Source organism: Paraburkholderia sp. GAS42 (genome assembly GCF_050436565.1).
Classification (GTDB): domain Bacteria; phylum Pseudomonadota; class Gammaproteobacteria; order Burkholderiales; family Burkholderiaceae; genus Paraburkholderia.
In genome coordinates, this window is sequence record NZ_JBNDML010000010.1 from 208,769 (window position 1) to 232,355 (window position 23,587).

The window sequence follows — 23,587 nt, forward strand, 5'->3', positions numbered from 1 at the left end:
GGAGTGATCGCTCGAAACCAAGCCAGATAAGGCGCGCGCCTCAAAATATGGGACGCCTGGGGCTGGAGCGAATCACGGTAAGCCGATTTCGCCCGACAGAAGAGAAACGTTTTTTGTTTTCGTTGCTTTACACCAAAAATACATCGTAAGTATTTGAAAAATAAAGAATTGTGCGATTGCACAAAAGCGAGGCACGCCTGGTGGCTCGCGACATGCGTTTCAATTCCGTAACATAAAAAGTAGGTGAAAACCCGAGGAAAATTATTCCGTATTATGGAAAATATTTCTTCCTCTTTGTTTTCAATTACTTACGCGCATGGCATCCCCTATGCGTCTAGGGTCCGCGGATTGGTGAACTTCGCCAAGCCGACCACCCCCGAATCAACATCAGGAGGATTCCATGCGCAAGACTTTAATGGCGACCGCTGCGGCCCTTGCTTTGGGCTTCAGTGGGTACGCGATGGCAAATCCATGTAGTGGCGATAAAGCGTGTCAAAACGAGGGCAATGGCACGGACAGCATCTCCGCAGCCGCAACTTCGACCCAGACCGCTACGACTGGAAGCAACGCGAATGAAATAAGCGGCAAGGTGGCACAGGACTCCTGGAATTCCACCAAGGTAGTCGCGGCCAGCAACCTGTCAGGCTACGTGAGCAAGGTAGCCGTCTATGGTATCGGCAATACGGCGGGTAACTGGGGCGACGCGAGTGGCGGTAAAGGCGGTAGCGGCGGCAAGGGCATCGGCGCCAAGGGCGGCAGTGCGCTGGCAGCCGGCGGCGACGGCGGCAACGGCGGTAGCGGCGCGAAGGGCGTGGGCGGCGACGGTGGCAACGCCCGGGCCGCGGGCGCCAACGGCGGCAAGTCCTCAGCCGATGGCGGTAACGGTGGGAAGTCCTCTGCTGATGCTGGCAAGGGCGGCAGTGCCTATGCAGCAGGTGGTGACGGCACAGGATCTGGCGGAAACGCTAAAGGATCCGGCGGCGATGCTACCGGCAAAGGCGGCGGCGCACTGTCCGCATCGGTTGGCGTAGGCGGCGACGGTTCTGGCTACGGCAAGGGCCTCGGCTATGGTTCGGGCGACGCAGGCTCGGCCAAGGCCAAGGCTGGCGGCGGTGGCGGCACGGCGACGGCAACGTCTGGCACGGGCACGGGCACGGGCACCGGTACGGGCACGGGTACGGGTACGGGCGGCGCAGCCACAGCAGGTGCGGCAACGGCTACCGCAGGGTCAGGTTCCGGCACAGGCGGCGCAGGCAGCGGCACGGGTGGCGCAGGTACTGGCACGGGTGCAGCAGGCACGGCCACGGCAGGTGCTGGCGGCGCGGCAACGTCGACGGGAGGTTCGGGCGGTGCAGCGGCATCGACGGCAGGTGCTGGCGGTACGGTAACGTCGACGGCTGGTAATGGTGGTGCTGGCACTGGCGGCGCCGGTGGAGCAGGTGCCGCAGGTGGCGCAGCGACGGCCACGGCAGGTAATGGCGGTGCTGGTACCGGTGGTGCAGGTGCGGCCGGCGGTGCAGGCGGAGCCATCAGCGTCAGTGCAGGTACGTTCGACATGTCCAACAACATGACGAGCACCGGCGCGGCTGCAGCGGGCATCTTCGTTGCCAACCAGAACAGCGGTGCCGCATCGTTTGTGCAGCAGGCTGTCACGGTGCAGGCTAACCTGACTGTCGGACACTAGACAGAACGGCCAGCTTGAAGCAGTAAGTCGTGCGGTTTGCCGTAAGGCGTGCAGTTGCGCCTTACGGCAATCGCTCCGTCGTCATGCGGACGAGGCGCCCGGAACGGTCGCAACATCGCGTGGCGAAGACCGCAGGTATCGAGCTTTCTGCACCGGCTCCGTGAACCGGGGCAGAGGCCAAGGAGACAACCATGCAAGCGCAAAAACGGTTTGCGCAGCTGGTATTGCCTTTCGCGTTTGCGCTGCCTGGCCTGATCGTTCAGGCGGCTGCCGCTGAGTCACAATCGCCACCCGCGCAGGTGCAAACCGGCGCGACGGTCGCTTCACCTGTCGCTTTAGCTGGGTCACCCGCCGTGGCGGTCGACGCAGCGATACCCCTGGCACCTTCGACAGCCATAACGGCCGGACAGCCGTCGGGCGACGTGAGCTTCGGGGTTGCAATGAGTAACGACCAGCTCGCCGAGCGGCGGGGCGGAGATGTCCAGGTCGGCAAGAACACCTTGAACGGTTCCGTCTCGGATAACACGGCCTACAAGGTCTCGACAGGATCGAACGCGATTACGCAGGGATCGTTCGCGGGTGCAAACGGATTGTCGTCAGTGATCCAGAATACCGGCGCTAACGTGCTGATCCAGAATGCGACCGTGCTGAACGTGCGTTTCGGGGAATGAGCGATGAAACCCTTCGCAGTGTGCGTCGCGCTCGCCTGCGGGGTTTGGGCGTCGACTGCGCTCGCCGATCCGATCAATATCGCCGATCCTTCTGGCGGCTACTATGCGATGCACGTAACGAGCCTGAAGGAAGCTCGCTACAAGCGGACCATCAGGCAGCAATTCGACTTCAGTTGCGGCTCGGCCGCGTTGGCCACGCTGTTGACCTATCAATACGATTTTCCGGTCAACGAGCAGCAGGCCTTCACGGAAATGTTCGAGCGCGGCGACCAGGAGAAGATTAGAAGGGAAGGGTTCTCTCTGCTCGACATCCGCAATTTTCTGGTCGCGCGCGGCTTTGAGGCGGATGGCTATGAGGTTCCGCTGGACAAGCTCGAGCAGACCCAAACGCCTGCGATCGTGCTGATCATCGAACACGGCTATCACCACTTCGTCGTCGTCAAGGGCGTACGGAACGGGCGGGTCCTGGTCGGCGATCCGGCTACCGGCACGCGCGCCATGTCGCGGGAGAGTTTCGAGGAGAAGTGGCAGGACCGCGTGCTGTTCGTGATTCACAACCGGCATGAACAGGCGAAGTTCAACGATGCAAGTGACTGGCATGTTGCGCCGGATGCACCGCTCTATACGGGCATTCCGCGCGAAGGTCTGTTCAGTGTGGTGATTCCGAAACTCGGCCCAGGTGAATTCTGAGAGCGATGATGAGACCCGAACATCTAAAGCTCGCCACCATCGTAACGATGGTATGCGGTGCCATGTCGTCTCTGGGTGCCAACGCAGCAGGCAGCGAATCGCCGGGCGTCGCGACCGGACGGATTGTACCGATGCGCGATCCGGCGCTGGATGCCGCTTTGCATATGACCGATGACGTAGTGCAGGATACTGCGTCAGTGACGCCGGACGATGCGCGAGATGGGGCGCAGGCGCAGGACGCAAGTGGTGCTCCGGTGTCGAGTGCAGCACCGGTTGCGCAGGAAGGTACTGCGCCTGAGGTTGTCTATGCAGCGCGTACAGTGGTCCTGTCGACACTGGACGTAGCCCCGGTGACAAGTGCCGTTTCGGATTCCTCGCGTGTGCCAGAAGTACCCGCTGTGTCGACGTCGACGCAGGATGTCGCTCTGGCGATGAGCGATGTACCGGATTCCACGCGTGTACCGGAAGTGCAGGCTGTGTCGATGCAGGAGCAGGACGTTGCCCGGGTGACGGGTGATATGCCGGATTCCGCGTATGTACCGGAAGTGCCGGCTGTGTCGACGCAGGCTGTTGCTCCGCAGATGAACGATGTGCCGGATTCCGCGTATGTACAGGACGTGCCAGCTGTGTCGGCACAGGATGTTGCTCCGGTGGCGGCTGCCGTGCCTGACTCCGGGCAAGTACAAGTACAGGAACTGCCGGCGGTATCTGCACAGAACGGTGTCCCGACGACGAATGCCGTCCCGGTTACCGCGCGTGCGCCGACTGTCTCGGTGAAGGTTGTGGTCCCGGTGATGAGCGCTGTCCCGGATTCCGCATATGTACCTGAGGCGCCGGCTAGGTCGGCACGGCAAGCTGTATCCGCGGACAGTACACCATCGTCGGATCTCGTGCATGCGGCGCATGTGCCTGCGGTGTCAACGATAGAACCCGCGCCCGTGACGGCGGGTGTCACACTCAGCGTCGTCACGCCCGAGCCAGGCAGGACGGTTGCGCCGGCAAAGGACGTCGCGCCTGCGGCATCTCACGCCTCGCCTCAAGTTACGCGTACGGCAGACCTGACGATCGCGCCGGCAATGATTGCCATGCCAGCGCCGGCACACGCCGTACAAAACGTTGCGCGCCCAACGGAAGTCGCTGCTGCGCCGGCATCAAGTGGCGGACTGCTCGATCGTGCAGCGCTGAACCTGAAGGTCAAGATGGACGCGCCCGTCCAGTCGGCGCAACACGCGCCGCTGGCAGGCACGGGCCAGGTGCTCGAAGCGACAGCCGGCGGCAAGACGGCCACGCCACATGCAGCGCAAAAGCGCGATGAAGCGGATCCGGCCTGGGCTTCTGCCGATCTGGTTGCGGTCGACGAGTCCCGTCTGGACAGCATGCGTGGCGGCTTCGAGCTGCCGTCCGGTCTGGTGGTGTCGTTCGGCATTTCGCGGGCTGCATTCGTCAACGGCAATCTTGTCTCGTCGACGAGCTTCAACATTCCGAACATCGCCCAGATGACCCCGCAGCAGGCACAGATGCTTGCGAATGCCAATACCGGGGCGCTGGTCCAGAACGGGCTGAACAATACCGTGCAGCCCGGCGCGTTGCCAGGCGTGACCGGAGCAGTCATCCAGAACACGATGAGCAACCAGCAGATTCAGGCGCTCACGACGATCAATACGAGCGTCAATTCGCTTTCCGCGTTCAAGTCAATGAACATCGGCGCGACGCTGAACAGCGCGCTCATCAGCGCCGTGCGTCCCCGCTAGACAGATCGGGCGGGTGGCGGGTTTCGGGACCAGAAGACCGTTCAGAAGGCAATCGGCACGCGCATCGTGAGGGTTACGTCTGGCGTGTCACGCGTCAGACCGGCGCCGATCGAGAAGTTGAGCGTGGTTTTCGGCGTCAGGCGGTATGAATAGCCAATCAGCAATGTGCCGAGAATGGTTCGCACCGAGCCGGTCACGGTCTGACCGTTCTGGCTGGTTGGTTGCACGATGGACATGTCATAGCCGATGCTGACCGACGCCTTCTCGTTCAGCGCAAGGCCCATCCCGATGTTGAATCCCCAGATGTCGCCCGGCTGAACCTTGCCGAGGGACTCCTGCACACCGTTTATCAGCGTGAGACTCTCGTCTTTTCCGAAGCTGTGCAGGTAGCTGAAGTTGCCGAAGAACACGACCGGATCGGTCGGGAAAAGCCAGGTGAGACCCGGCTGGATCGCGAGGAAACCGGAGCCGGTCGGCTGCTGCAGCGGCAGGCCGGTTCCGGTCGTATTGGCGATGCACCGCGTGACGCAGTCGGTCACCACGTCGAACGGACTCTTACCGGTCGCGGTCTTGAAGCGCAGCCAGCCGACATAGTAGAACTTGTCGGGGCCGCCCTCATTGAACTGATAGCGCATCGTCATTTCGACATCGCCGATGCCATTGCCATTGCTGTTGATCACGCTGTTCGCCGCCGCACCGGTGAAGATCTGGCGGGCGACGGTATCGTTGGTCTGATATACGTACGGGACGCGGACCTCAAATTCCAGCCGGTTCGTGATCCCGTAGCGCATGGCTACGCCGCCTATCAGCGTGGTCGTCTTTACTTCGCTCACGTTGATGAGCCCGATCAGCAACGCAGGGATGATCGTGTACCCGACGAGCGAGAGCTGATTCGCCGACGAATACGCAAACTGGAAGTACGGTTCGACCACGAGCACATGGCGTGGCGTAAGCACGCCAGGCTGGTCGAAGATCGGTGCGACGGCAGGCGGGCGCGAGTCCACCACGGGCGCCTGACCTACCGGCTGGTTCTGTGCGGGCGCGGCGTTGCCGGACTGCGCCTGGTCGGCCGCTGCTGCCTGATCTGCAGTCACGGCTTGCGCCGCTGCAGTCGCACCGCCTGTCGCTGCTGCACCGCCTGTTACAGCCGCGTCGCCTGTCGCTGCCGTACCGACTGGCAGTCCGTTGGCATCGGTTCCACCGGTACCGCGCTGGGTTTCGAGCTTGCCCGCGTCCAGTGCCCGGCTCAGCCGCGTGAGGCCGGCCTCTTCGTCAGCGAGCTTGCGCTTCAGGATATCGATTTCCTTGATGCGCTGATTGAGTTCCTCGCGCAATGCGGCGACGTCGGCGGGCGATGCGGGCGCAGCGGGCGGTGCGGACGCAGCGGGCAATGCGGGCGATACGGGCGATACGGGCGATACGGGCGATACGGGCGAAGCGGGCGAAGCGGACGTAGCAGGCGATGCAGGCGGAGCTGGCAATGCCCGCGCTGCCTGCGCTGCCTGATCCTCGAGCGACTGCGCGGCCGCCTCTGCATTGAAGAGGATAATCGCCGCATAGCTAATGGTACTGATGTGTCGAAATGGCATGCGCTTCATGGTGCTGTCACTCCATGACTTGGCTTGCAACAGGTTCACCCCGGTTCGACAACAGGCCAGAGCCATAGACTGGAAAGAGCGGGTCTTTCGGCGCTGGGCGTGGACAGGATCCCGTGAAGCGTGCGATCGCACGACATCGATGAGCGCCTGGCCACGCGCGCGAATGTATCGGCAGAAAGGCCGTACTTCGCAATCAAACGATTATTTTTTCGTCCCCAAAACGACTGCCCGACTGGACCATAAAAGACTAGCGCAGGCGTGCTCATCGCGCTAATGCGGCGAACCCTGAGATGCGCGATAAACAACACAACGATGCAATTAATCTGGGGTTACCGGTCATCGCTTTTGCACCCGAAGGGCGCATAATCCGGTTCTAGCATTGCTATCGATTGCCACCCGTCGCGGAGGACATCATGCAGGCGAAGAACGAAGAAGCGGTCGCGCATTTACTGATCGATATTGCCGAATTCGCACGTGGGAGATTGCCACAGCCCGCGTATGCAATCGTCGAACCGTTCCTGTTGCATTATTACGACTTCGTCGATGCTGATGACATGCAAAGTCGTAGCATCGCCGACCTGTATGGCGCGGCGATGGCGCACTGGCAGACGGCGCAGCGCTTCGTACCTGGCAGCGAACGCCTCCGGGTTTATAACCCGATTCTCGAACAGCACGGCTGGCATTCCGACCATACGGTTATTGAAATCGTCAATGACGACATGCCGTTTCTGGTCGATTCAGTATCGATGGCCGTCAACCGCCTGGGTCTGGCGCTGCATTCCGTCGTGCACCCTGTGTTTCGCATCTGGCGCGATCGGGAAGGCGCTATCGTGCGGGTCGGTGCAGGCGCAGCCGATGCCGCCGATCCGCAGTCGCAGCTAACGTCATTCATCCACTTCGAAGTCGATCGTTGCGGCGATGCAGCGAAGCTCGACGCCCTGCGTGACGACATCGCGAGGGTACTCCACGATGTACGCGCCTCGGTCGAAGACTGGCCGAAGATTGTCGATATTTCGCGTCAGACAATCAAGGCGATGAAGGCGCAGGAAACCAGCGCCGACGCAACTGAGGCGCGTGCGTTTCTCGAGTGGATGACAGCCGATCATTTCACCTTCCTCGGCCAGCGCGATTATGAACTCGTGCCACACGGCGCGGGCTTCGGCCTGCGCGCGGTAGCGGGCTCCGGGCTTGGCATCCTGCGCGAAACGCAGCGCCCCGGCACCGCCGACGTCACGCCATTGCCCGCTGGGGCAGGCGAGATCATCAGCGGCCCATCGCCCGTCTTCCTCACGAAGGCCAATTCGCGTGCGACCGTGCATCGGCCCGGCTATCTCGACTACGTGGGCGTCAAACTGCTCGGACCCGACGGCAAGGTGACCGGCGAGCGGCGTTTTATCGGGCTGTATACATCGACGGCCTATATGGTGTCGAGTTCGGAGATTCCGATCGTGCGCCGCAAGTGCGCGAATATCGTCAGGCGGGCAGGCTTTTTACCGAAGGGACATCTGGCGAAGTCGCTCGTCACCGTGCTTGAAACATGGCCGCGCGATGAACTATTTCAGGCCGATGAAGATTCGCTATATGACGCTGCGCTAGGCGTGCTGCGTTTGCAGGAGCATCAGCGCACACGCCTCTTCATACGACGCGACCGCTTCGACCGCTTCGTGTCGTGCCTCGTCTTCGTACCGCGCGAAAAATACAACACCGATCTGCGCCGACGCATCGCGCAGCTGCTGCGAGGCGCGTTTAACGGCGCGAGCGTCGAGTTCACACCTTTGCTGTCGGAATCGACACTCGCGCGTATCCATTTTGTCGTGCGTGCCGAGCCGGGCGCGATGCCCGACGTCGATACCCGCGAACTCGAAGCACGACTCGTACAGGTTACGCGCCGCTGGCAGGACGATCTCGCCGATGCGCTCCTCGATGCATTTGGCGAAGAGCAGGGCAACCGGTTATTGCAACATTACGCGGATTCCTTTCCGGCCGGCTATCGCGACGACTATCCTGCACGAACGGCCGTGCGCGATATCGATCTGATCGAGCGTCTGCAGGGCACCGGACGGCTTGCAATGAACCTGTACCGGCCAATCGAAGCGGGGGCGCGTGCGTTCCGCTTCAAGGTCTATCGGGCCGGCGAGCCGATTGCCTTGTCACGCAGCCTGCCGATGCTCGAAAATCTCGGCGTGCGTGTGGATGAAGAGCGGCCGTATCTGATCGAAGCGCCTGATGCGACGCCCGCATGGATTCACGATTTTGGCCTTGAACTCGCAGACGATGTCGAGTTCGACATCGAGCACGTCAAGGACCTGTTCGAACACGCGTTCGAACAGGTATGGACAGGTGCAATAGAAAACGATGGCTTCAACCGTCTGGTGCTGCGTGCGAAGCTTAATGCACGCGAAGTGACGATCCTGCGGGCGTACGCTAAATACCTGCGCCAGGTTGGATCCACCTTCAGCGACGCATACATCGAACGCGCGTTGACGGGCAATCCGGATATTGCGCGCCGCTTTGTCGAACTGTTCATTGCGCGATTCGATCCCGCCTATGGCGAAACGCGTGAAGCCAGACGCGAACAGTTGCTGAAGGCGATCGATACCGCACTCGATCAGGTGCCGAATCTCGATGAAGACCGGATTCTTCGCCAGTTTCTCGGCGTAATCAATGCGACGCAGCGCACGAACTATTACCGGCACGACGGGCACGGAGAACCGAAGCCGTATCTGTCGTTCAAGTTCGATCCGTCAAAGGTGCCGGGTTTGCCCGAGCCCAAGCCGATGTTCGAGATCTGGGTGTATTCGCCGCGTGTCGAGGGCGTGCATCTGCGCGGTGGGCGCGTGGCGCGCGGCGGTTTGCGCTGGTCCGACCGTCGCGAGGATTTCCGCACGGAAGTGCTTGGCCTGATGAAAGCGCAGATGGTGAAGAACGTGGTGATCGTGCCCGTCGGCTCGAAGGGTGGCTTCGTCGTGAAGAATCCGCCGCCGCCTTCGGACCGTGAATTGTGGCTGCGCGAAGGCGTTGCGTGTTATCAGACGTTTTTGCGCGGGCTGCTCGATGTGACGGACAACCTCGCAAGCGGCACGATTGTGCCACCGCCAGATGTGGTGCGCCGCGATCCTGACGATCCTTATCTTGTCGTCGCCGCCGACAAGGGCACGGCTACGTTTTCCGACTACGCCAATGCGATTTCCCGCGAGTATGGCTTCTGGCTTGACGACGCGTTTGCTTCGGGCGGATCGGTCGGCTACGACCACAAGAAGATGGCGATCACCGCGCGCGGTGCGTGGGAATCGGTAAAGCGACACTTCCGCGAGATGGGCGTCGATACGCAGACGATGAATTTCACGGTTGTCGGCGTAGGCGATATGTCAGGCGATGTGTTCGGTAATGGCATGCTGCTGTCGCCGCATATCTGCCTCGTCGCGGCTTTCGATCATCGCCATATTTTTCTCGATCCCACGCCGGATCCGGCGACGAGTCTTGCGGAGCGCGGCCGTCTGTTCGCGCTGGAACGTTCGAGCTGGGCCGATTACAACAGCGCGCTGATTTCACCGGGTGGCGGCGTGTTTCCGCGCACGGCGAAAACGATCCCGCTGTCGGCGGCTGTTCAGGCCGCGCTCGGCATCAACGCTGCTGCGCTCGCGCCAAACGAATTGATGCGCGCGATCCTGATGGCGCCGGTCGATCTGCTCTATAACGGCGGCATTGGCACCTACGTCAAGGCGAGCGGCGAAACGCATCTGCAGGTCGGCGATCGTGCGAACGACGCGATACGCGTGAACGGTGCGGATCTGCGCTGCAAGGTCGTCGCGGAAGGCGGCAATCTTGGGCTGACGCAACTCGGCCGCATCGAATTCGCGCAACGCGGCGGCCGCATCAACACGGACGCAATCGACAATTCCGCTGGCGTCGACTGCTCGGATCACGAGGTCAACATCAAGATTCTGCTGGGTCTCGTGGTGGCCGACGGCGAGATGACGGAGAAACAACGCAACGCGCTGCTGGCCGAAATGACCGATGAAGTCGGATTGCTGGTGCTGCAGGACAACTACTATCAGACACAGGCGTTATCGATCGCCGGGCGTTATGGCGTCGACATGCTCGATACGGAAGTGCGCCTGATGCGCTGGCTGGAAAGGGCCGGACGGCTCAACCGCGTGATCGAATTTCTGCCCACCGACGAGGAAATCACCGAGCGGCAGACGGCCAGGCTCGGTCTCACGACGCCGGAACGCGCGGTGCTGCTCGCGTACAGCAAGATGTGGCTGTACGACGCGCTGCTCGAATCCGACATGCCGGAAGATCCGCTGGTGGCCGACATGCTGGTCGAATATTTTCCGCGGCCTTTGCAGATGCGCTTTAGTGCGCCAATGGCGCATCACCCGCTAAGACGGGAAATTCTGGCGACGCATCTGACGAATGCGTTAGTGAATCGCGTCGGTTGTGCATTCGTGCATCGTCTGATGGAAGAGACCGATGCAAAGCCTGGCGACATCGTGCGGGCGTGCGTCATGGGACGCGATGTGTTCGATCTGAACGAAGTCTGGCGGCAGATCGATGCGCTCGATAACCATGTCGCTGACGATGTGCAGGCACGCATGTTTGTCGAAGTCACACGCCTGCTTGAGCGTGCTGCGCTCTGGTTTATGCGGCAATTTCAGCTTGGGGCCGTGCACGACGGCGGTGTTGCGGATCTGCTTGGCCGGTGTCGCGAGGCCGTGCAACGGCTTGCGCCGCAATTGCCGACGCTTTTGCCGCAGGCCGATATGGAGGCGTTATCGGAACGTCAGCGCGAACTGGTGGAGGCAGGCGTCGATAGTGAACTGGCGTTACATGTAGCGAGTGGCGGGATTTCAGCGGAACTGCTTGACATTGCCGAAGTCGCGGCGACGTGCAATCGCAACCTTGAACTCGTTGCGGGTGTGTACTTCGCGCTCGGCACGCGGCTGAACTACAGCTGGATCGCCGAACGCGCGATGGCGTTACCCACGCCGACGCATTGGGACATGCTGGCGCGCGCGGCGGCGCTCGCTGAGCTGGCGCGCCTGAAGCGCGCGCTGACGACGAGTGCGCTGGCATCCGCTTCGGAGCACGACACGCCGGCGTCGCTGGTCGAAACATGGGACGAGAAGCGCAAGGCTGCGCTGGAACGCTACGCGAGGCTGCTGGCCGATCTTCGGGCGACAGGCGGCGCGAGTCTCTCGATGCTCCTTGTCATCGTTCGGGAAATGGCAGTGCTTGAACGGGCCTGACGGTATTCAGGGCCGCGTTCGGCCCTGTTCCTCGCGGCTGATCAGCGCGGGCCCGAGGCGCGCACGCGGGGCATGCGTGGCGCGCCTGCTGTACCTATGTCTGCGGGATTGCCCATAATACGGTTATTGCCATCCCGACCCGTTACCCGCCATGACTCAAGACTTATCGTTGAATGCGGCCGCGCCGCGCCTTACCAGCCTGTCGCATGGCGGCGGATGCGGCTGCAAGATCGCACCTGGCGTGCTGTCAGAACTGCTGAAACGCAGTGTGCCGTTCCCTGCATTTCCCGATCTGCTGGTCGGTACTGAGACCGCTGATGACGCAGCGGTGTATCGCCTGAACGACGAACAGGCGATCGTCGCGACGACGGACTTCTTCATGCCGATCGTCGACGATCCTTATGACTTTGGCCGCATTGCAGCCACGAATGCGCTCTCCGATGTCTACGCGATGGGCGGCAAGCCCATTCTTGCGCTGGCGCTGGTCGGCATGCCGATCAACGTCTTGCCGCATGACGTGATCGCAACCATATTGCGCGGCGGTGAGGACGTCTGCGCGCTGGCTGGCATTCCTGTAGCGGGTGGTCATTCGATCGATTCTGTCGAGCCGATTTACGGGCTCGCTGCGCTTGGTATCGTGCATCCGCAACGCGTCAAGCGCAATGCTTCGGCGCAGGTGGGTGACGTGCTCGTGCTTGGCAAGCCGCTGGGCGTGGGCGTGCTATCGGCGGCATTAAAGAAAGAGAAACTGGATGAAGCGGGCTACGCAGCGATGATTGCGACGACAACGAAGCTCAATCGTCCTGGCACTGAACTCGCTGCGCTAAAGGGCGTGCATGCGATGACGGATGTCACCGGTTTTGGTTTGCTGGGTCACACGCTGGAGCTTGCACGCGGCGCGGGGCTGAGTGCGCATCTGCGATATGCCGACCTGCCGTGGCTGCCGGGCGTGGAAGCGTTCGCTTCGTCGGGCGTGGTGACAGGTGCATCGGCGCGCAACTGGTTGTCGTTTGGCGAAAGCATTTCGCTTGACGCTGGCTTGCCCGATCACGCCCGTGCGCTACTCACGGATCCGCAGACATCGGGTGGATTGCTGGTGGCGTGCGCGCCGGACACTGTCGACGATGTGCTGGCGCTCTTCCATGCCGACGGTTTCGATTGCGCGACCGTGATTGGCGAGATGCGCGATGGCCTGCCGCGCGTGTTCGCTGGCTGACCGTTCGGTCGTTTAGTGGCCGATTTCAACTTTAACCCGTTGCACTCACGATGACAGAAGAATCGCCGAAGGCCATTTTCTACGCGCTCGCTGCAAACCTGGGCATTGCGATTTTCAAGTTCGCCGCCGCTGCATTTACCGGTTCGGGTTCGATGTTTGCGGAGGCGATCCATTCGACGGCGGACTGCGGCAACCAGATTCTTTTGCTCTTTGGACTGCGCCAGGCGCGAAGACCGGCAAGCCGGCTTCATCCGATGGGCTCGGGGCGCGAGATCTATTTTTACTCGTTGCTGGTTGCGTTGCTGCTGTTTTTTGTGGGTGGTGCGTTTTCGGTTTATGAGGGGATTCACCGGTTGTTTGCGCGCGAGCCGCTCTCGCATGCGTATGTTGCTCTCGTGGTGCTGGGTGTATCGGTGGTGCTTGAGTCGCTGTCGCTTGCGGGCGCCGTTAAGGAAATCCGCAAGAGCCATCCGCGCAAGTCGATGTGGCGATGGTTTCGGGAAACGCGCGAGTCGGAATTACTGGTGGTGGCGGGCGAAGACGTTGCTGCGCTCGCGGGGCTGGCGACCGCGTTTGTGGCCGTGCTGCTGACGATGATGACGGGCAATCCGGTATACGATGCACTGGGATCGATAGGCGTTGGCGTGCTTTTGATGGTGATTGCGTGGCTGGTGGCGAGAGAGGTGAAGTCGATGATTGTCGGCGAGTCCGCGAGCCCGGAGGTCCGACGCGAGGTCGAGGCGTTTGTGCGCGCACGGCCTGAAGTTCGCGGCGTGATCAATCTGATTACATTGCAGTGGGGACGGGATGTGGTGGTCGCCGTTCAGGCGGAGATGATCGACTATGAGAGTGGGCGCGCGATGGTCGACGCGATTAATGTTATTGAAGCCGATATGCAGGAGAGGTTTCCGCAGGTGCGGTGGGTTTTTTTTGAGCCCGATGTGGCTCGGGGTTAGGGTTTTTTGTTTGTCTGTTCGAGGGTTTTTTTGGCCTTTCCTTGTGTTCATGTCGGTCTATTGGCGTTGCCCCTGTGCGGGGCGGCACCTACTTTTCTTTGTCCCCCAAGGGGACTTCCTTCGGGGCGTCCTTGCCAAAGAAAAGTAGGCAAAAGAAAGGCGCCGAAAACTCGTCCGTTCCGAGGTGTGTCGCTGCCGGGGAATGGCACCCCATGAAGTGTCGCCCCCGCACTTCACACGGCATGGGTCCGCGCACGAGAGCGTCCCTCGCGCAGCACCGCTCGTGACACAGGGCTCATTCATCCCGCTCCGCACTGCGTGCGTCACGGACGGGTGTCTAGTGGCGGTGCGCGGGCCGCACTTCACAAAGTACGCAGGAAGTCGACGCTCGGCAGAGTGTAGCGAGCGCACCGCAGGCGTTGGACGCAGCTACCTCTCTCCAAAAAAGCCGTCGGCTTTTAAAGGGATACCTCGCTACTAACGCCGTCCGGTAATGCCGCTAACAATGCAACAGGCGAGAATAGCGAAAGGGCGGGGAAGGGCGAGCGGAGGGAGTGGTGTACCCAACGGCGATGCGCGTAGCGCGGAGTCGGGCGGATGAGCCCTTTGTCACTAACGTGCATTTCGCGAGAGATGTTCTCGTGCGCGGACCCATGCCGTGTGAAGTGCGGGGGCGACACCTCATGGGGTGCCATTCCCCGCGTGTCACACAACCTGGAAGTATCGAGTTTTCGGCGCCTTTCTTTTGCCTACTTTTCTTTGGCAAGGACAAAGAAAAGTAGGTGCCGCCCCGCACAGGGGCGACGCAAATAGACCGACACGAATACAAGGAAAGGCCAAAAAAAACACCGGCACGCAGGCAAAACCCACCCGCCAGGAAGGCAAAAAAAAACCAATGCCTCCCCGCAAAAGGGGGGGCCAACCCTGGTCAGTACACTAAAGCAAAAAAAACAAAAACCCCAAAAACCCCAAGCACCGCGCAGGCAACCACAACCCCGACAAGCACTTCAATGCTGAGCTTGACGAAAGGGCACCCAAACTGGCGTATTCGAATTCCAGTGATCGAGTTCAGAAGGATTGGCATTATTCATGATCAACTCCTCAAGACAAAAAGAAAGCAAAGGCGCCGCAAGAAAAAACAGGCGCCGAAACGCATAAGAAATCACTGTCCAGCGCGGGCAACGCGCGTAGCACCCTCATCACCAGCCTGAACAGCAAGCCGCTCAGCCTGCGTGCGGCCAATGAGCCCTTGTTCCGGATAGCTCGTCTTGTTCAACGCCGGCAATGTGCCATCGCGATACGCATCGTTGATTCCGGCCTTCACTTCCGCACGCGTCGTCGTGCTCGAATGACTCCACCATTGATCGTTGTACGTACCAGCGCGGCCAATTCCACCGCCGCCGTCCGCAAAGGCCGGGGCGCTAACGAGCAGCGAAAGGGCAAGACCTGCAAAGAGATTGCGCTTCATGATCCACTCCTGTCGATTCGGTTTGCCGCGCTGTCAGTCAGCGCTGCGACAGGGTGAAATGTAGGCTCTGTGACACTCGGGATAAACCCGGCTTTCGCGAAATGAATTGTCGTGATTTCAGAACAATCGCGGCACGCGGCCGCGATCGTCCTCTGCCGCGCAGGTCAGGCGACCCACTCGGGTGATACCGGCGTTTCAAGCGCCGGCGCGGATTCGCGCTCTTCCAGCGTGCGCATCGAACAGACCCTGTCGAGGTCACCGCGGCCGCTCAAAAGCGGGCAGCGATCGAATATTTCAGCAATCCAGTCGACAAAAACGCGCACCTTCGATGACAGATGCCGGCTATGCGGATACACCACCGAAATCGGCATCGGCAGCGGCTTGAGGTCAGGCAGCACCTCGACCAGCTCACCCGAACGCAGGTGCGGCAGCACCATGTAAAACGCCGGCTGGATCAGGCCGAATCCCTCGAGACCGCACGTCACGTAAGCATCCGCGTCGTTGACCGACACGATGCTCTTCATCTTGACCTCAATTTCCTTCTCGTCGACCTTGAACGACCAGTCGATCACGCGGCCCGTGCGGCTCGAAAAATAATTCACGGCCTTGTGGTTCTCCAGATCCTCAATCGATTGCGGCGTGCCGAAGTGCTTCAGATACGCCGGCGACGCACACGACACATGCTCGAAAAGCCCGATACGACGCGCCACCAGCGACGAATCCTGCAACGCGCCCACCCGCACGACGCAATCGACGCCTTCCTGCAGCAGATCGACCGGTCGGTCAGTCAATCCGAGTTGCAGATCGATATCCGGGTACCGCGTATGGAATTCGCAGAGCGACGGAATGACGAGCAGACGTCCGATCGAGCCGGGCATGTCGATGCGCAGTTTGCCCGTCGGCTTCTTGTTGCCGCGCTGGAAACTCGCTTCCGTCTCCTCGACGTCGGAGAGGATGCGCACGCACCGTTCGTAGTAAGCGGCCCCATCAGGCGTCAACGAGAGACGCCGCGTCGTGCGATGCATGAGGCGCACGCCAAGGAACGCTTCGAGATTCTGGATGATGGTGGTGACAGACGCGCGCGGCATGTCGAGCGTTTCGGCAGCGCGCGTGAAGCTGTTGGTATCGACAACCCGTGTGAACACCTGCATGGCCTGAAGACGGTCCATGGCTGACCTCCGGATAGGGGCTGGTGCTACTGGACTATCACCGAAATCGCGAATGAGCGGATCGATTGTTCAGGCGCACCGAATTGTGTTGCCGGATTATAGGCATTTATTTGCGAGTCTGCAGAACCCACAATTCGCTCCATTCGGATACTTTGCGCATTGCGCCGCTTCGACATGGATGCTTTCAAGCCGTCTTACCCCTTTGTTGCCGTGGAAGGCCTGCTGGCGGACGCTTCGCCCGCTCTGGTCGTGACCGACGTGCAGATCGAAGGGTACGCGCAGGACATCACGCTGCGCCTTTATAGACGGTCAGGTAAAACCGCACTGCCTGTACTGCTTTACTTTCACGGCGGCGGTTTTGTACGAGGTTCCATCGACTGCGCCGACATCGCAGCGCGTTATTTCGCAGAACACTTACCAGCACTTGTCGTATCGGTCGGCTATTCGCTTGCCCCGCAATTCCCGTTTCCAGCGGCGCCCGAAGATGCGCACCGCGCCGCGCTCTGGGTGCAGACGCGGGCCCGGGCATTTGGCGGCAACACGAAACGGCTTGGCGTTGCGGGTCACGATGCAGGCGGCCAGCTTGCCAACTGTCTTGCGTTTATCGCCCGCGATCGCGGTGACGTACGCATCGATGCGCAGGCGTTGTTTGGTCCAATGCTCGACCCAAGCCTGACGCGGCTAGGCGATGAAAAGCGCCTGCGCTCCGATATCACGGCGAGCGAATGCGCAGCCTGTTATCGCGCGTACCTGCCGCAGGCGTCGCAACGGATGCATCCGTACGCCGCGCCGCTGGAATCCTCGCGTCTCGCCGGCTTGCCGGAGACGCTGATCATTACCGCGCAAAACGACGTGTTGCACGTCGAGGCGGAGAAATACGCGAGCAGCCTGATCGATGCCGGTGTGCTGACACAGGTCGTTCGCTACCCCAGTGTGTCGCACGCAGCGCTCGCGGAGCATCCGGGCGCATTGCAGGAAGCCGTTCGGTTCTTTCAGTGCCGTTTCGCTGCGCGCACCCAAAGATAACCACAACTTCAACCAACAAATCCGGGAGTCTGTCATGTCCATTTTCAATCTTTCTCGTCCACGTCTAACGATTGCTATTGTTTCAGTGCTCGTTGTTGCGGGCCTCGGTACGCTCGGCGCGATCCGCGTCGACGCCCGCGCGCCTGCGCAGGCCGCGCCGACCATCGTCCCCGAGGTCGACGTTGCAACCGTCATCGAAAAGACCATTACCGACTGGCAGACCTATTCCGGCCGACTCGAAGCTGTCGAGAAAGTCGATATCCGTCCCCAGGTCTCCGGCACGATCGTCTCGGTGAATTTCAAGGACGGCGCGTTGGTAAAGAAAGGCGACACGCTGTTTGTGATCGATCCGCGTCCGTATGCCGCTGAAGTCGATCGCGCAGAGGCACAGCTCGCAGCGGCGCAGGCGCGCACGGGTTACACACAAAGCGACTGGGAACGCGCACAACGACTGATCACCGATAACGCCATTGCTAAACGCGACTACGACGAAAAGCAGAACGCCGCGCGTGAAGCAAGCGCAAACCTGAAGGCCGCTGCCGCCGCGCTCGAAACCGCAAAGATCAATCTCGGTTACACAAAGATTGTCGCACCGGTGTCGGGGCGTGTTTCGCGTGCGGAATTCACGGTAGGCAACGTGGTCTCGGCGGGCGCAAGCGCTGCACCTTTGACGACGCTTGTCTCCGTTTCGCCGATCTACGCATCGTTCGACGCCGATGAGCAGACCTATCTGCAGTACATCAGCCAGGCAAAGGATGGCCGCAGGGTGCCGGTCGACCTCGGTCTCGCCAACGAAAGCGGCTATTCGCGCTCGGGTTCGATCGATTCGGTGGACAACCGGCTCGATACGTCGTCGGGCACGATCCGCGTTCGCGCACGCTTCGATAACACGGATGGCGCGCTTGTACCGGGCCTCTATGCACGTATCAAGGTGGGCGGCAGCGCGCCGCATCCGGCCCTGCTGATCGATGACGCGGCCGTCGGCACCGACCAGGACAAGAAGTTTGTGTTCGTCGTCGACAAGGACAACCACGTTGTCTATCGCGAAGTGCAGGTGGGCGGACAGCAGGGCAATCTGCGCGTCGTGACGGGCGGCCTCAAAAGCGGTGACCGCATTGTCGTGAACGGTACGCAACGTGTGCGTCCGGGCGCCGAAGTCCGCGCACACATGGTGCCGATGACGGGCGACACCGACCCGAATGGCGCCCCGCTCGCACAGACGCAAGCGCAGCCGCAGGCACGCGCCAAAGCCGCGAAGAACTCATGAGCGACGACCTGAACGCGATTTGCGCATTCGCTTTCGTCTCGCGCAAGCTCTCCAACATCAAGAGCCCCCAATGAACATATCCAAATTCTTCATCGACCGGCCCATCTTCGCGGGTGTGCTATCGGTCCTGATCCTGCTGGCGGGCGTGATCTCGCTCTTCCAGTTGCCGATCTCCGAATATCCGGAAGTGGTGCCGCCTTCGGTCGTGGTGCACGCGCAGTATCCGGGCGCAAACCCGAAAGTGATCGCCGAAGCCGTGGCTTCGCCGCTCGAAGAGCAGATCAACGGCGTCGAGAACATGCTGTACATGCAGTCGCAGGCAAATAGCGACGGCAATCTCACGCTGACGGTCACGTTCAAGCTCGGCACGAACCCGGACCTCGCGACGCAGCTCGTGCAGAACCGCGTCAACCAGGCGCTGCCGCGCCTGCCGGAAGACGTGCAACGCCTTGGCGTCACGACGATCAAGAGTTCGCCGACGCTGACGATGGTGGTCCACCTGATCTCGCCGAACAACCAGTACGACATGACGTACCTGCGCAACTACGCGCTGCTGAACGTGAAGGACCGTCTCGAACGGATCCAGGGCGTCGGCCAGGTGCAGTTGTGGGGCGCAGGTGACTACGCAATGCGCGTATGGCTCGATCCGCAGAAGGTGGCGCAACGCGGCCTGACCGCAACCGAAGTGGTTAACGCGATCCGCGAGCAGAACATTCAGGTTGCAGCGGGCACGATCGGCGCATCGCCTTCGGTTCCGGGCACGACGCTGCAACTCTCCGTCAATGCACGTGGGCGTCTGACCACCGAAAACGAGTTCGGCGACATCATCGTCAAGACCGCGCCCGATGGTGGCGTGACGTATCTGCGGGACCTGGGACGGATCGAACTCGCCGCATCGGAATACGGTCTGCGTTCGCTGCTCGACAACAAGCCGGCGGTTGCGCTCGCAATCAACCAGGCGCCGGGCGCGAATTCGCTCGCGATCTCCGACGAAGTCCGCAAGCAGATGAAGGATCTGCAGGCAGATATGCCCGCGGGCGTCGACTACAAGATCGTCTATGACCCGACGCAGTTCGTGCGTTCGAGTATCGAAGCGGTGGTGCACACACTGCTCGAAGCCATCGCGCTGGTCGTGATCGTGGTGATCGTGTTCCTGCAAACGTGGCGCGCGTCGATTATTCCGCTGATTGCGGTGCCGGTGTCGATCGTCGGTACATTCTCGTTGCTGCTTGCATTTGGCTTCTCGATCAACGCATTGTCATTGTTCGGGATGGTGCTCGCGATCGGGATTGTGGTTGACGATGCGATCGTGGTCGTTGAGAACGTTGAGCGGAATATCGAAAGCGGGCTCAGTGCGCGCGACGCGACGTACAAGGCGATGCAGGAAGTGAGTGGGCCAATCATCGCGATTGCGCTGACGCTCGTCGCCGTGTTCGTGCCGCTCGCATTCATGAGCGGTCTGACGGGCCAGTTCTACAAGCAGTTCGCGATGACCATCGCGATCTCGACGGTGATCTCGGCATTCAACTCGCTGACGCTGTCGCCGGCGTTGTCGGCGATGCTGTTGCGCGGCCACGGTGAAAAGGAAGACTGGCTCACGCGTGTGATGAACCGTGTGCTGGGACCTTTCTTTAGAGGCTTTAACAAGGTGTTCCATCGCGGCTCTGAAGGCTATGGCCGCGGTGTGAAGGGTGTGCTGGGCCGCAAGGGCGCGATGCTCGTGGTGTACGCGGTCTTGCTGGGCGCGACGGTGCTGGTTGCCCGCATTGTGCCGGGTGGCTTCGTGCCGGCGCAGGACAAGGAGTATCTGATCGCGTTTGCCCAGTTGCCTAACGGCGCTTCGCTGGACCGTACGGAAAAGGTGATTCGCGATATGAGCGATATCGCCCTGAAGCAGCCTGGTGTTGAAAGCGCGGTGGCGTTCCCGGGTCTTTCGGTGAATGGCTTCACGAACAGTTCGAGCGCGGGCATCGTGTTCGTCACGCTCAAGCCGTTCCATGATCGCGGCAGCAAGACACTTTCCGCCGGTGCGATCGCGGGTGCGTTGAACGGCAAGTACAGCGCAATCAAGGACTCGTTTGTTGCGGTGTTCCCGCCTCCTCCGGTGCTGGGTCTGGGTACGCTGGGCGGCTTCAAGTTGCAGCTCGAGGACCACGGCGCAGTCGGCTATGCGGAGCTGAACAAGGCAGCCGAAGCGTTTGTCAAGCGGGCATCGACCGCACCTGAACTCGGACCGACGTTCTCGAGCTATCAGATCAACGTGCCCCAGCTGAATGTCGATCTGGACCGCGTGAAGGCGAAGCAGCTCGGCGTGCCGGTGACGGATGTGTTCGACACGATGCAGATCTATCTCGGTTCGCTCTATGTGAACGACTTCAACCGCTTTGGCCGCGTGTATCAGGTGCGGGTGCAGGCTGATGCGCCGTTCCGTCAACGCGCTGACGACATCCTGCAACTGAAGACGCGTAACCGGAATGGCGAAATGGTGCCGCTGTCATCGCTCGTGACTGTCACGCCGACGTATGGACCGGAAATGGTTGTGCGTTACAACGGCTACACCGCTGCGGATATCAACGGTGGACCGGCGCCAGGCTACTCGTCGGGCGAAGCCCAGGCTGCGGCTGAACGCATTGCGGCAGAGACGTTGCCGCATGGCGTCAAGCTCGAATGGACCGACCTCACGTATCAGCAGATCCTCGCAGGCAACGCCGGTATGTGGGTGTTCCCGATCAGCGTGCTGCTCGTGTTCCTCGTGCTGGCTGCGTTGTATGAAAGCCTGACGCTGCCGCTCGCCGTGATCCTGATCGTGCCGATGAGCGTGCTGTCCGCGCTGACCGGTGTGTGGCTCACGCAGGGTGACAACAATATCTTCACGCAGATCGGCTTGATGGTGCTGGTGGGGCTGGCGTCGAAGAATGCGATCCTGATCGTCGAGTTCGCCCGCGAACTCGAGCACGATGGGCACACGCCGCTGTCTGCTGCGATCGAGGCGAGCCGCATGCGTCTGCGTCCGATCCTGATGACGTCGATCGCTTTCATCATGGGTGTGGTGCCGCTCGTGCTGTCGTCGGGTGCGGGTTCTGAAATGCGTCACGCGATGGGTATCGCGGTGTTCTTCGGCATGCTGGGCGTCACGCTCTTTGGCCTGATGTTGACGCCGGTGTTCTATGTGGTGCTGCGCACGCTGGCAGGCGGCACGATTCACGTCGCACAGAAAGATGCGCCGCATTACAAGGGCGGCGTGCCGGCGACGGACGCTTGAGGGAGAAAACAATGAAACGATATGAATCCATGCGCGGGTGGGGCCGCGCGGCGGCGAGCGGCTTGTTGATGCTGCTGCTCGTGGCCTGCTCGGTCGAGCCGACGTACAAGCGTCCCGACGCACCGACGCCGGCTGCATTCAAGGAAGCGCCTGTCATCGATGCAAAGGATGCTGGCACGTGGATGCCCGCGCAGCCGGCCGACGATGCGCATCGCGGCGAATGGTGGACGATTTTCGGCGACGCGACGCTAAACGATCTGGAAAAACAGGCGGCCGATGCGAACCAGGATCTGAAGGCGGCCGCTGCGCGCGTGCAGGAATCGCGTGCGCTGCAACAGGCTGCGCGGGCGGCGTGGTTCCCGCAGGTCGACGCGGGCTTCAGCCCGACGCGCGAGCGTCTGTCGCCCGTGTCGCAAGGTTTGCCGCAGAACGCGAACGTGCCGACGCAGACCGTGTGGCGTGCACAGGGCACGGTCGCGTATGAGGCTGATCTGTTCGGTCGGGTCAGTTCGAACGTCAACGCGGCGCGTGCCGATGCACAGCAAAGCGAAGCGTTGTTCCTGTCCGTGCAACTCGCGTTGCAGGCTGACGTCGCGCAGAACTACTTCCAGTTGCGGGAGCTCGATACGGATCAGGACCTGTATCGTCGAACGGTCTCGCTGCGTGAAGACACGCTGAAACTTGTCCAGCAGCGCTTCAAGGAAGGCGACATCAGCGAACTGGATCTTTCGCGGGCAAAGAATGAACTGTCGAGCGCGCGCGCCGATGCGGTTGGCGTGGCGCGTCAACGTGCGGCCTCCGAGCACAGCCTCGCGATTCTGCTTGGCAAGGCGCCGGCAGACTTCTCGTTCCCGGAAACGCCGCTTGCGCTCGTTACGGCACGCGTGCCTGCCGGATTGCCGTCTGCATTGCTTGAACGCCGGCCGGATATCGCGGCAGCGGAACGGGCGATGGCTGCGGCGAACGCACGTGTCGGTCTCGCGAAGTCGGCGTTCTTCCCGAAGCTCGACATCACGGGTGCATTCGGCTTTGAATCGGCGACGCTTGGCGATCTCTTCATGTGGTCGAGCCGCGCGTTCCTGCTCGGGCCGCTTGCGGGCACCGCATTGACGGTGCCGATTTTCGACGGTGGCCGTCGTCAGGCCGGACTCGACCAGGCACGTGCGAAGTATGACGAGGACGTTGCGCAGTATCGTCAGCAGGTGCTGGTTGCGTTCCGCGAAGTCGAGGATAACCTCGCCGACCTGCGTCTGCTCGAAGACCAGATGCGCGAGCAAAATGATGCGGTGAACGCATCGCAGCGCGCGTCGCATCTGTCAAGCACGCAGTATAAGGAAGGGCAGGTCAGCTATCTCGACGTAATCGACAGCGAACGACAGGTGTTGCAGTCGCAGCTGCAGTCGAGTCATCTGGCGGGCACGCAGGCCGTGGCGACTGTTAACCTGATCCGCGCACTCGGCGGCGGTTGGGGAGACGTGAAGACCGACGTCGGCTCGAACGCTACGCAGCAGCAGATCGCGAAAAACTGAGCGCGAGGCCGGGCAACAAGGTAACAACGCAGTAAGCAGCGCAGCGGG

The 23,587-nt window shown here is 61.2% G+C and carries 14 protein-coding genes; 11 read left to right on the forward strand and 3 right to left on the reverse strand.

Annotated elements, in window-relative coordinates:
* Nucleotides 1-400: 400 nt before the first annotated feature.
* The 4 genes from P3T16_RS17115 (at nucleotide 401) to P3T16_RS17130 (ending at nucleotide 4,796) form a co-directional block, all read left to right on the forward strand.
* A complete protein-coding gene (locus P3T16_RS17115) occupies nucleotides 401-1,684 on the forward strand; it encodes a hypothetical protein (protein WP_429343161.1) in 1,284 nt (427 codons plus the stop codon).
* Between the two features lie 191 nt (nucleotides 1,685-1,875).
* Nucleotides 1,876-2,355, forward strand: a complete 480-nt coding sequence (locus P3T16_RS17120) for a hypothetical protein (protein WP_429343162.1) — start codon at nucleotides 1,876-1,878, stop codon at nucleotides 2,353-2,355.
* A gap of 3 nt (nucleotides 2,356-2,358) precedes the next feature.
* On the forward strand, nucleotides 2,359-3,045 hold the full coding sequence (locus P3T16_RS17125; protein WP_429258364.1) for a C39 family peptidase: 687 nt from the start codon (nucleotides 2,359-2,361) through the stop codon (nucleotides 3,043-3,045).
* A gap of 62 nt (nucleotides 3,046-3,107) precedes the next feature.
* Nucleotides 3,108-4,796 carry a hypothetical protein gene (locus P3T16_RS17130; RefSeq protein WP_429343163.1) on the forward strand — a complete coding sequence of 563 codons (1,689 nt, stop codon included), beginning with the start codon at nucleotides 3,108-3,110 and terminating at the stop codon, nucleotides 4,794-4,796.
* Between the two features lie 41 nt (nucleotides 4,797-4,837).
* On the opposite strand, the gene P3T16_RS17135 is transcribed toward P3T16_RS17130, so the two are convergent.
* Nucleotides 4,838-6,394 carry an acetate kinase gene (locus P3T16_RS17135; RefSeq protein WP_429343164.1) on the reverse strand — a complete coding sequence of 519 codons (1,557 nt, stop codon included), beginning with the start codon at nucleotides 6,392-6,394 and terminating at the stop codon, nucleotides 4,838-4,840.
* 413 nt (nucleotides 6,395-6,807) lie between these two features.
* Between P3T16_RS17135 and P3T16_RS17140 the strand changes: the two genes are divergently transcribed.
* From P3T16_RS17140 to P3T16_RS17150, 3 genes are all read left to right on the forward strand, one after another.
* Nucleotides 6,808-11,646: an NAD-glutamate dehydrogenase gene (locus P3T16_RS17140; RefSeq protein WP_429343165.1), complete on the forward strand. Its 4,839-nt coding sequence runs from the start codon at nucleotides 6,808-6,810 to the stop codon at nucleotides 11,644-11,646.
* Nucleotides 11,647-11,797: 151 nt separating this feature from the next.
* The gene (gene selD, locus P3T16_RS17145; RefSeq protein ID WP_429343166.1) at nucleotides 11,798-12,862 is read left to right on the forward strand and encodes a selenide, water dikinase SelD; all 1,065 of its coding nucleotides are present in this window, start codon (nucleotides 11,798-11,800) and stop codon (nucleotides 12,860-12,862) included.
* Nucleotides 12,863-12,912: 50 nt separating this feature from the next.
* On the forward strand, nucleotides 12,913-13,818 hold the full coding sequence (locus P3T16_RS17150) for a cation diffusion facilitator family transporter (RefSeq protein WP_429343167.1): 906 nt from the start codon (nucleotides 12,913-12,915) through the stop codon (nucleotides 13,816-13,818).
* 1,162 nt (nucleotides 13,819-14,980) lie between these two features.
* Here the strand turns inward: P3T16_RS17150 and P3T16_RS17155 are convergent.
* Both P3T16_RS17155 and P3T16_RS17160 read right to left on the reverse strand, forming a co-directional pair.
* Nucleotides 14,981-15,286, reverse strand: a complete 306-nt coding sequence (locus tag P3T16_RS17155) for a DUF4148 domain-containing protein (protein ID WP_429255925.1) — start codon at nucleotides 15,284-15,286, stop codon at nucleotides 14,981-14,983.
* A 164-nt stretch (nucleotides 15,287-15,450) separates the two neighbouring features.
* Entirely contained in the window at nucleotides 15,451-16,455 is a 1,005-nt protein-coding gene (locus P3T16_RS17160) for a LysR family transcriptional regulator (protein ID WP_429343168.1), read from the reverse strand.
* A gap of 174 nt (nucleotides 16,456-16,629) precedes the next feature.
* On the opposite strand from P3T16_RS17160, the gene P3T16_RS17165 reads away from it, so the two are divergent.
* From P3T16_RS17165 to P3T16_RS17180, 4 genes are all read left to right on the forward strand, one after another.
* Entirely contained in the window at nucleotides 16,630-17,481 is an 852-nt protein-coding gene (locus P3T16_RS17165; protein WP_429343169.1) for an alpha/beta hydrolase, read from the forward strand.
* 34 nt (nucleotides 17,482-17,515) lie between these two features.
* On the forward strand, nucleotides 17,516-18,748 hold the full coding sequence (locus P3T16_RS17170; RefSeq protein WP_429255922.1) for an efflux RND transporter periplasmic adaptor subunit: 1,233 nt from the start codon (nucleotides 17,516-17,518) through the stop codon (nucleotides 18,746-18,748).
* 70 nt (nucleotides 18,749-18,818) lie between these two features.
* Nucleotides 18,819-22,010, forward strand: a complete 3,192-nt coding sequence (locus tag P3T16_RS17175; protein WP_429343170.1) for an efflux RND transporter permease subunit — start codon at nucleotides 18,819-18,821, stop codon at nucleotides 22,008-22,010.
* An 11-nt stretch (nucleotides 22,011-22,021) separates the two neighbouring features.
* Complete coding sequence (locus P3T16_RS17180) at nucleotides 22,022-23,539, forward strand: efflux transporter outer membrane subunit (RefSeq protein WP_429255920.1); 1,518 nt, start codon at nucleotides 22,022-22,024, stop codon at nucleotides 23,537-23,539.
* Nucleotides 23,540-23,587 lie beyond the last annotated feature (48 nt).

Bases quoted from the DNA above. Each gene is read 5' to 3' on its own strand.
- P3T16_RS17135 (WP_429343164.1), bottom strand. From the start codon at position 6,394: ATGAAGCGCATGCCATTTCGACACATCAGTACCATTAGCTATGCGGCG.
- P3T16_RS17130 (WP_429343163.1), top strand. From the start codon at position 3,108: ATGTCGTCTCTGGGTGCCAACGCAGCAGGCAGCGAATCGCCGGGCGTC.
- P3T16_RS17155 (WP_429255925.1), bottom strand. From the start codon at position 15,286: ATGAAGCGCAATCTCTTTGCAGGTCTTGCCCTTTCGCTGCTCGTTAGC.
- P3T16_RS17170 (WP_429255922.1), top strand. From the start codon at position 17,516: ATGTCCATTTTCAATCTTTCTCGTCCACGTCTAACGATTGCTATTGTT.
- P3T16_RS17140 (WP_429343165.1), top strand. From the start codon at position 6,808: ATGCAGGCGAAGAACGAAGAAGCGGTCGCGCATTTACTGATCGATATT.
- P3T16_RS17160 (WP_429343168.1), bottom strand. From the start codon at position 16,455: ATGGACCGTCTTCAGGCCATGCAGGTGTTCACACGGGTTGTCGATACC.
- P3T16_RS17165 (WP_429343169.1), top strand. From the start codon at position 16,630: ATGGATGCTTTCAAGCCGTCTTACCCCTTTGTTGCCGTGGAAGGCCTG.
- P3T16_RS17150 (WP_429343167.1), top strand. From the start codon at position 12,913: ATGACAGAAGAATCGCCGAAGGCCATTTTCTACGCGCTCGCTGCAAAC.
- P3T16_RS17180 (WP_429255920.1), top strand. From the start codon at position 22,022: ATGAAACGATATGAATCCATGCGCGGGTGGGGCCGCGCGGCGGCGAGC.
- P3T16_RS17120 (WP_429343162.1), top strand. From the start codon at position 1,876: ATGCAAGCGCAAAAACGGTTTGCGCAGCTGGTATTGCCTTTCGCGTTT.
- P3T16_RS17175 (WP_429343170.1), top strand. From the start codon at position 18,819: ATGAACATATCCAAATTCTTCATCGACCGGCCCATCTTCGCGGGTGTG.
- P3T16_RS17125 (WP_429258364.1), top strand. From the start codon at position 2,359: ATGAAACCCTTCGCAGTGTGCGTCGCGCTCGCCTGCGGGGTTTGGGCG.
- P3T16_RS17115 (WP_429343161.1), top strand. From the start codon at position 401: ATGCGCAAGACTTTAATGGCGACCGCTGCGGCCCTTGCTTTGGGCTTC.
- selD (WP_429343166.1), top strand. From the start codon at position 11,798: ATGACTCAAGACTTATCGTTGAATGCGGCCGCGCCGCGCCTTACCAGC.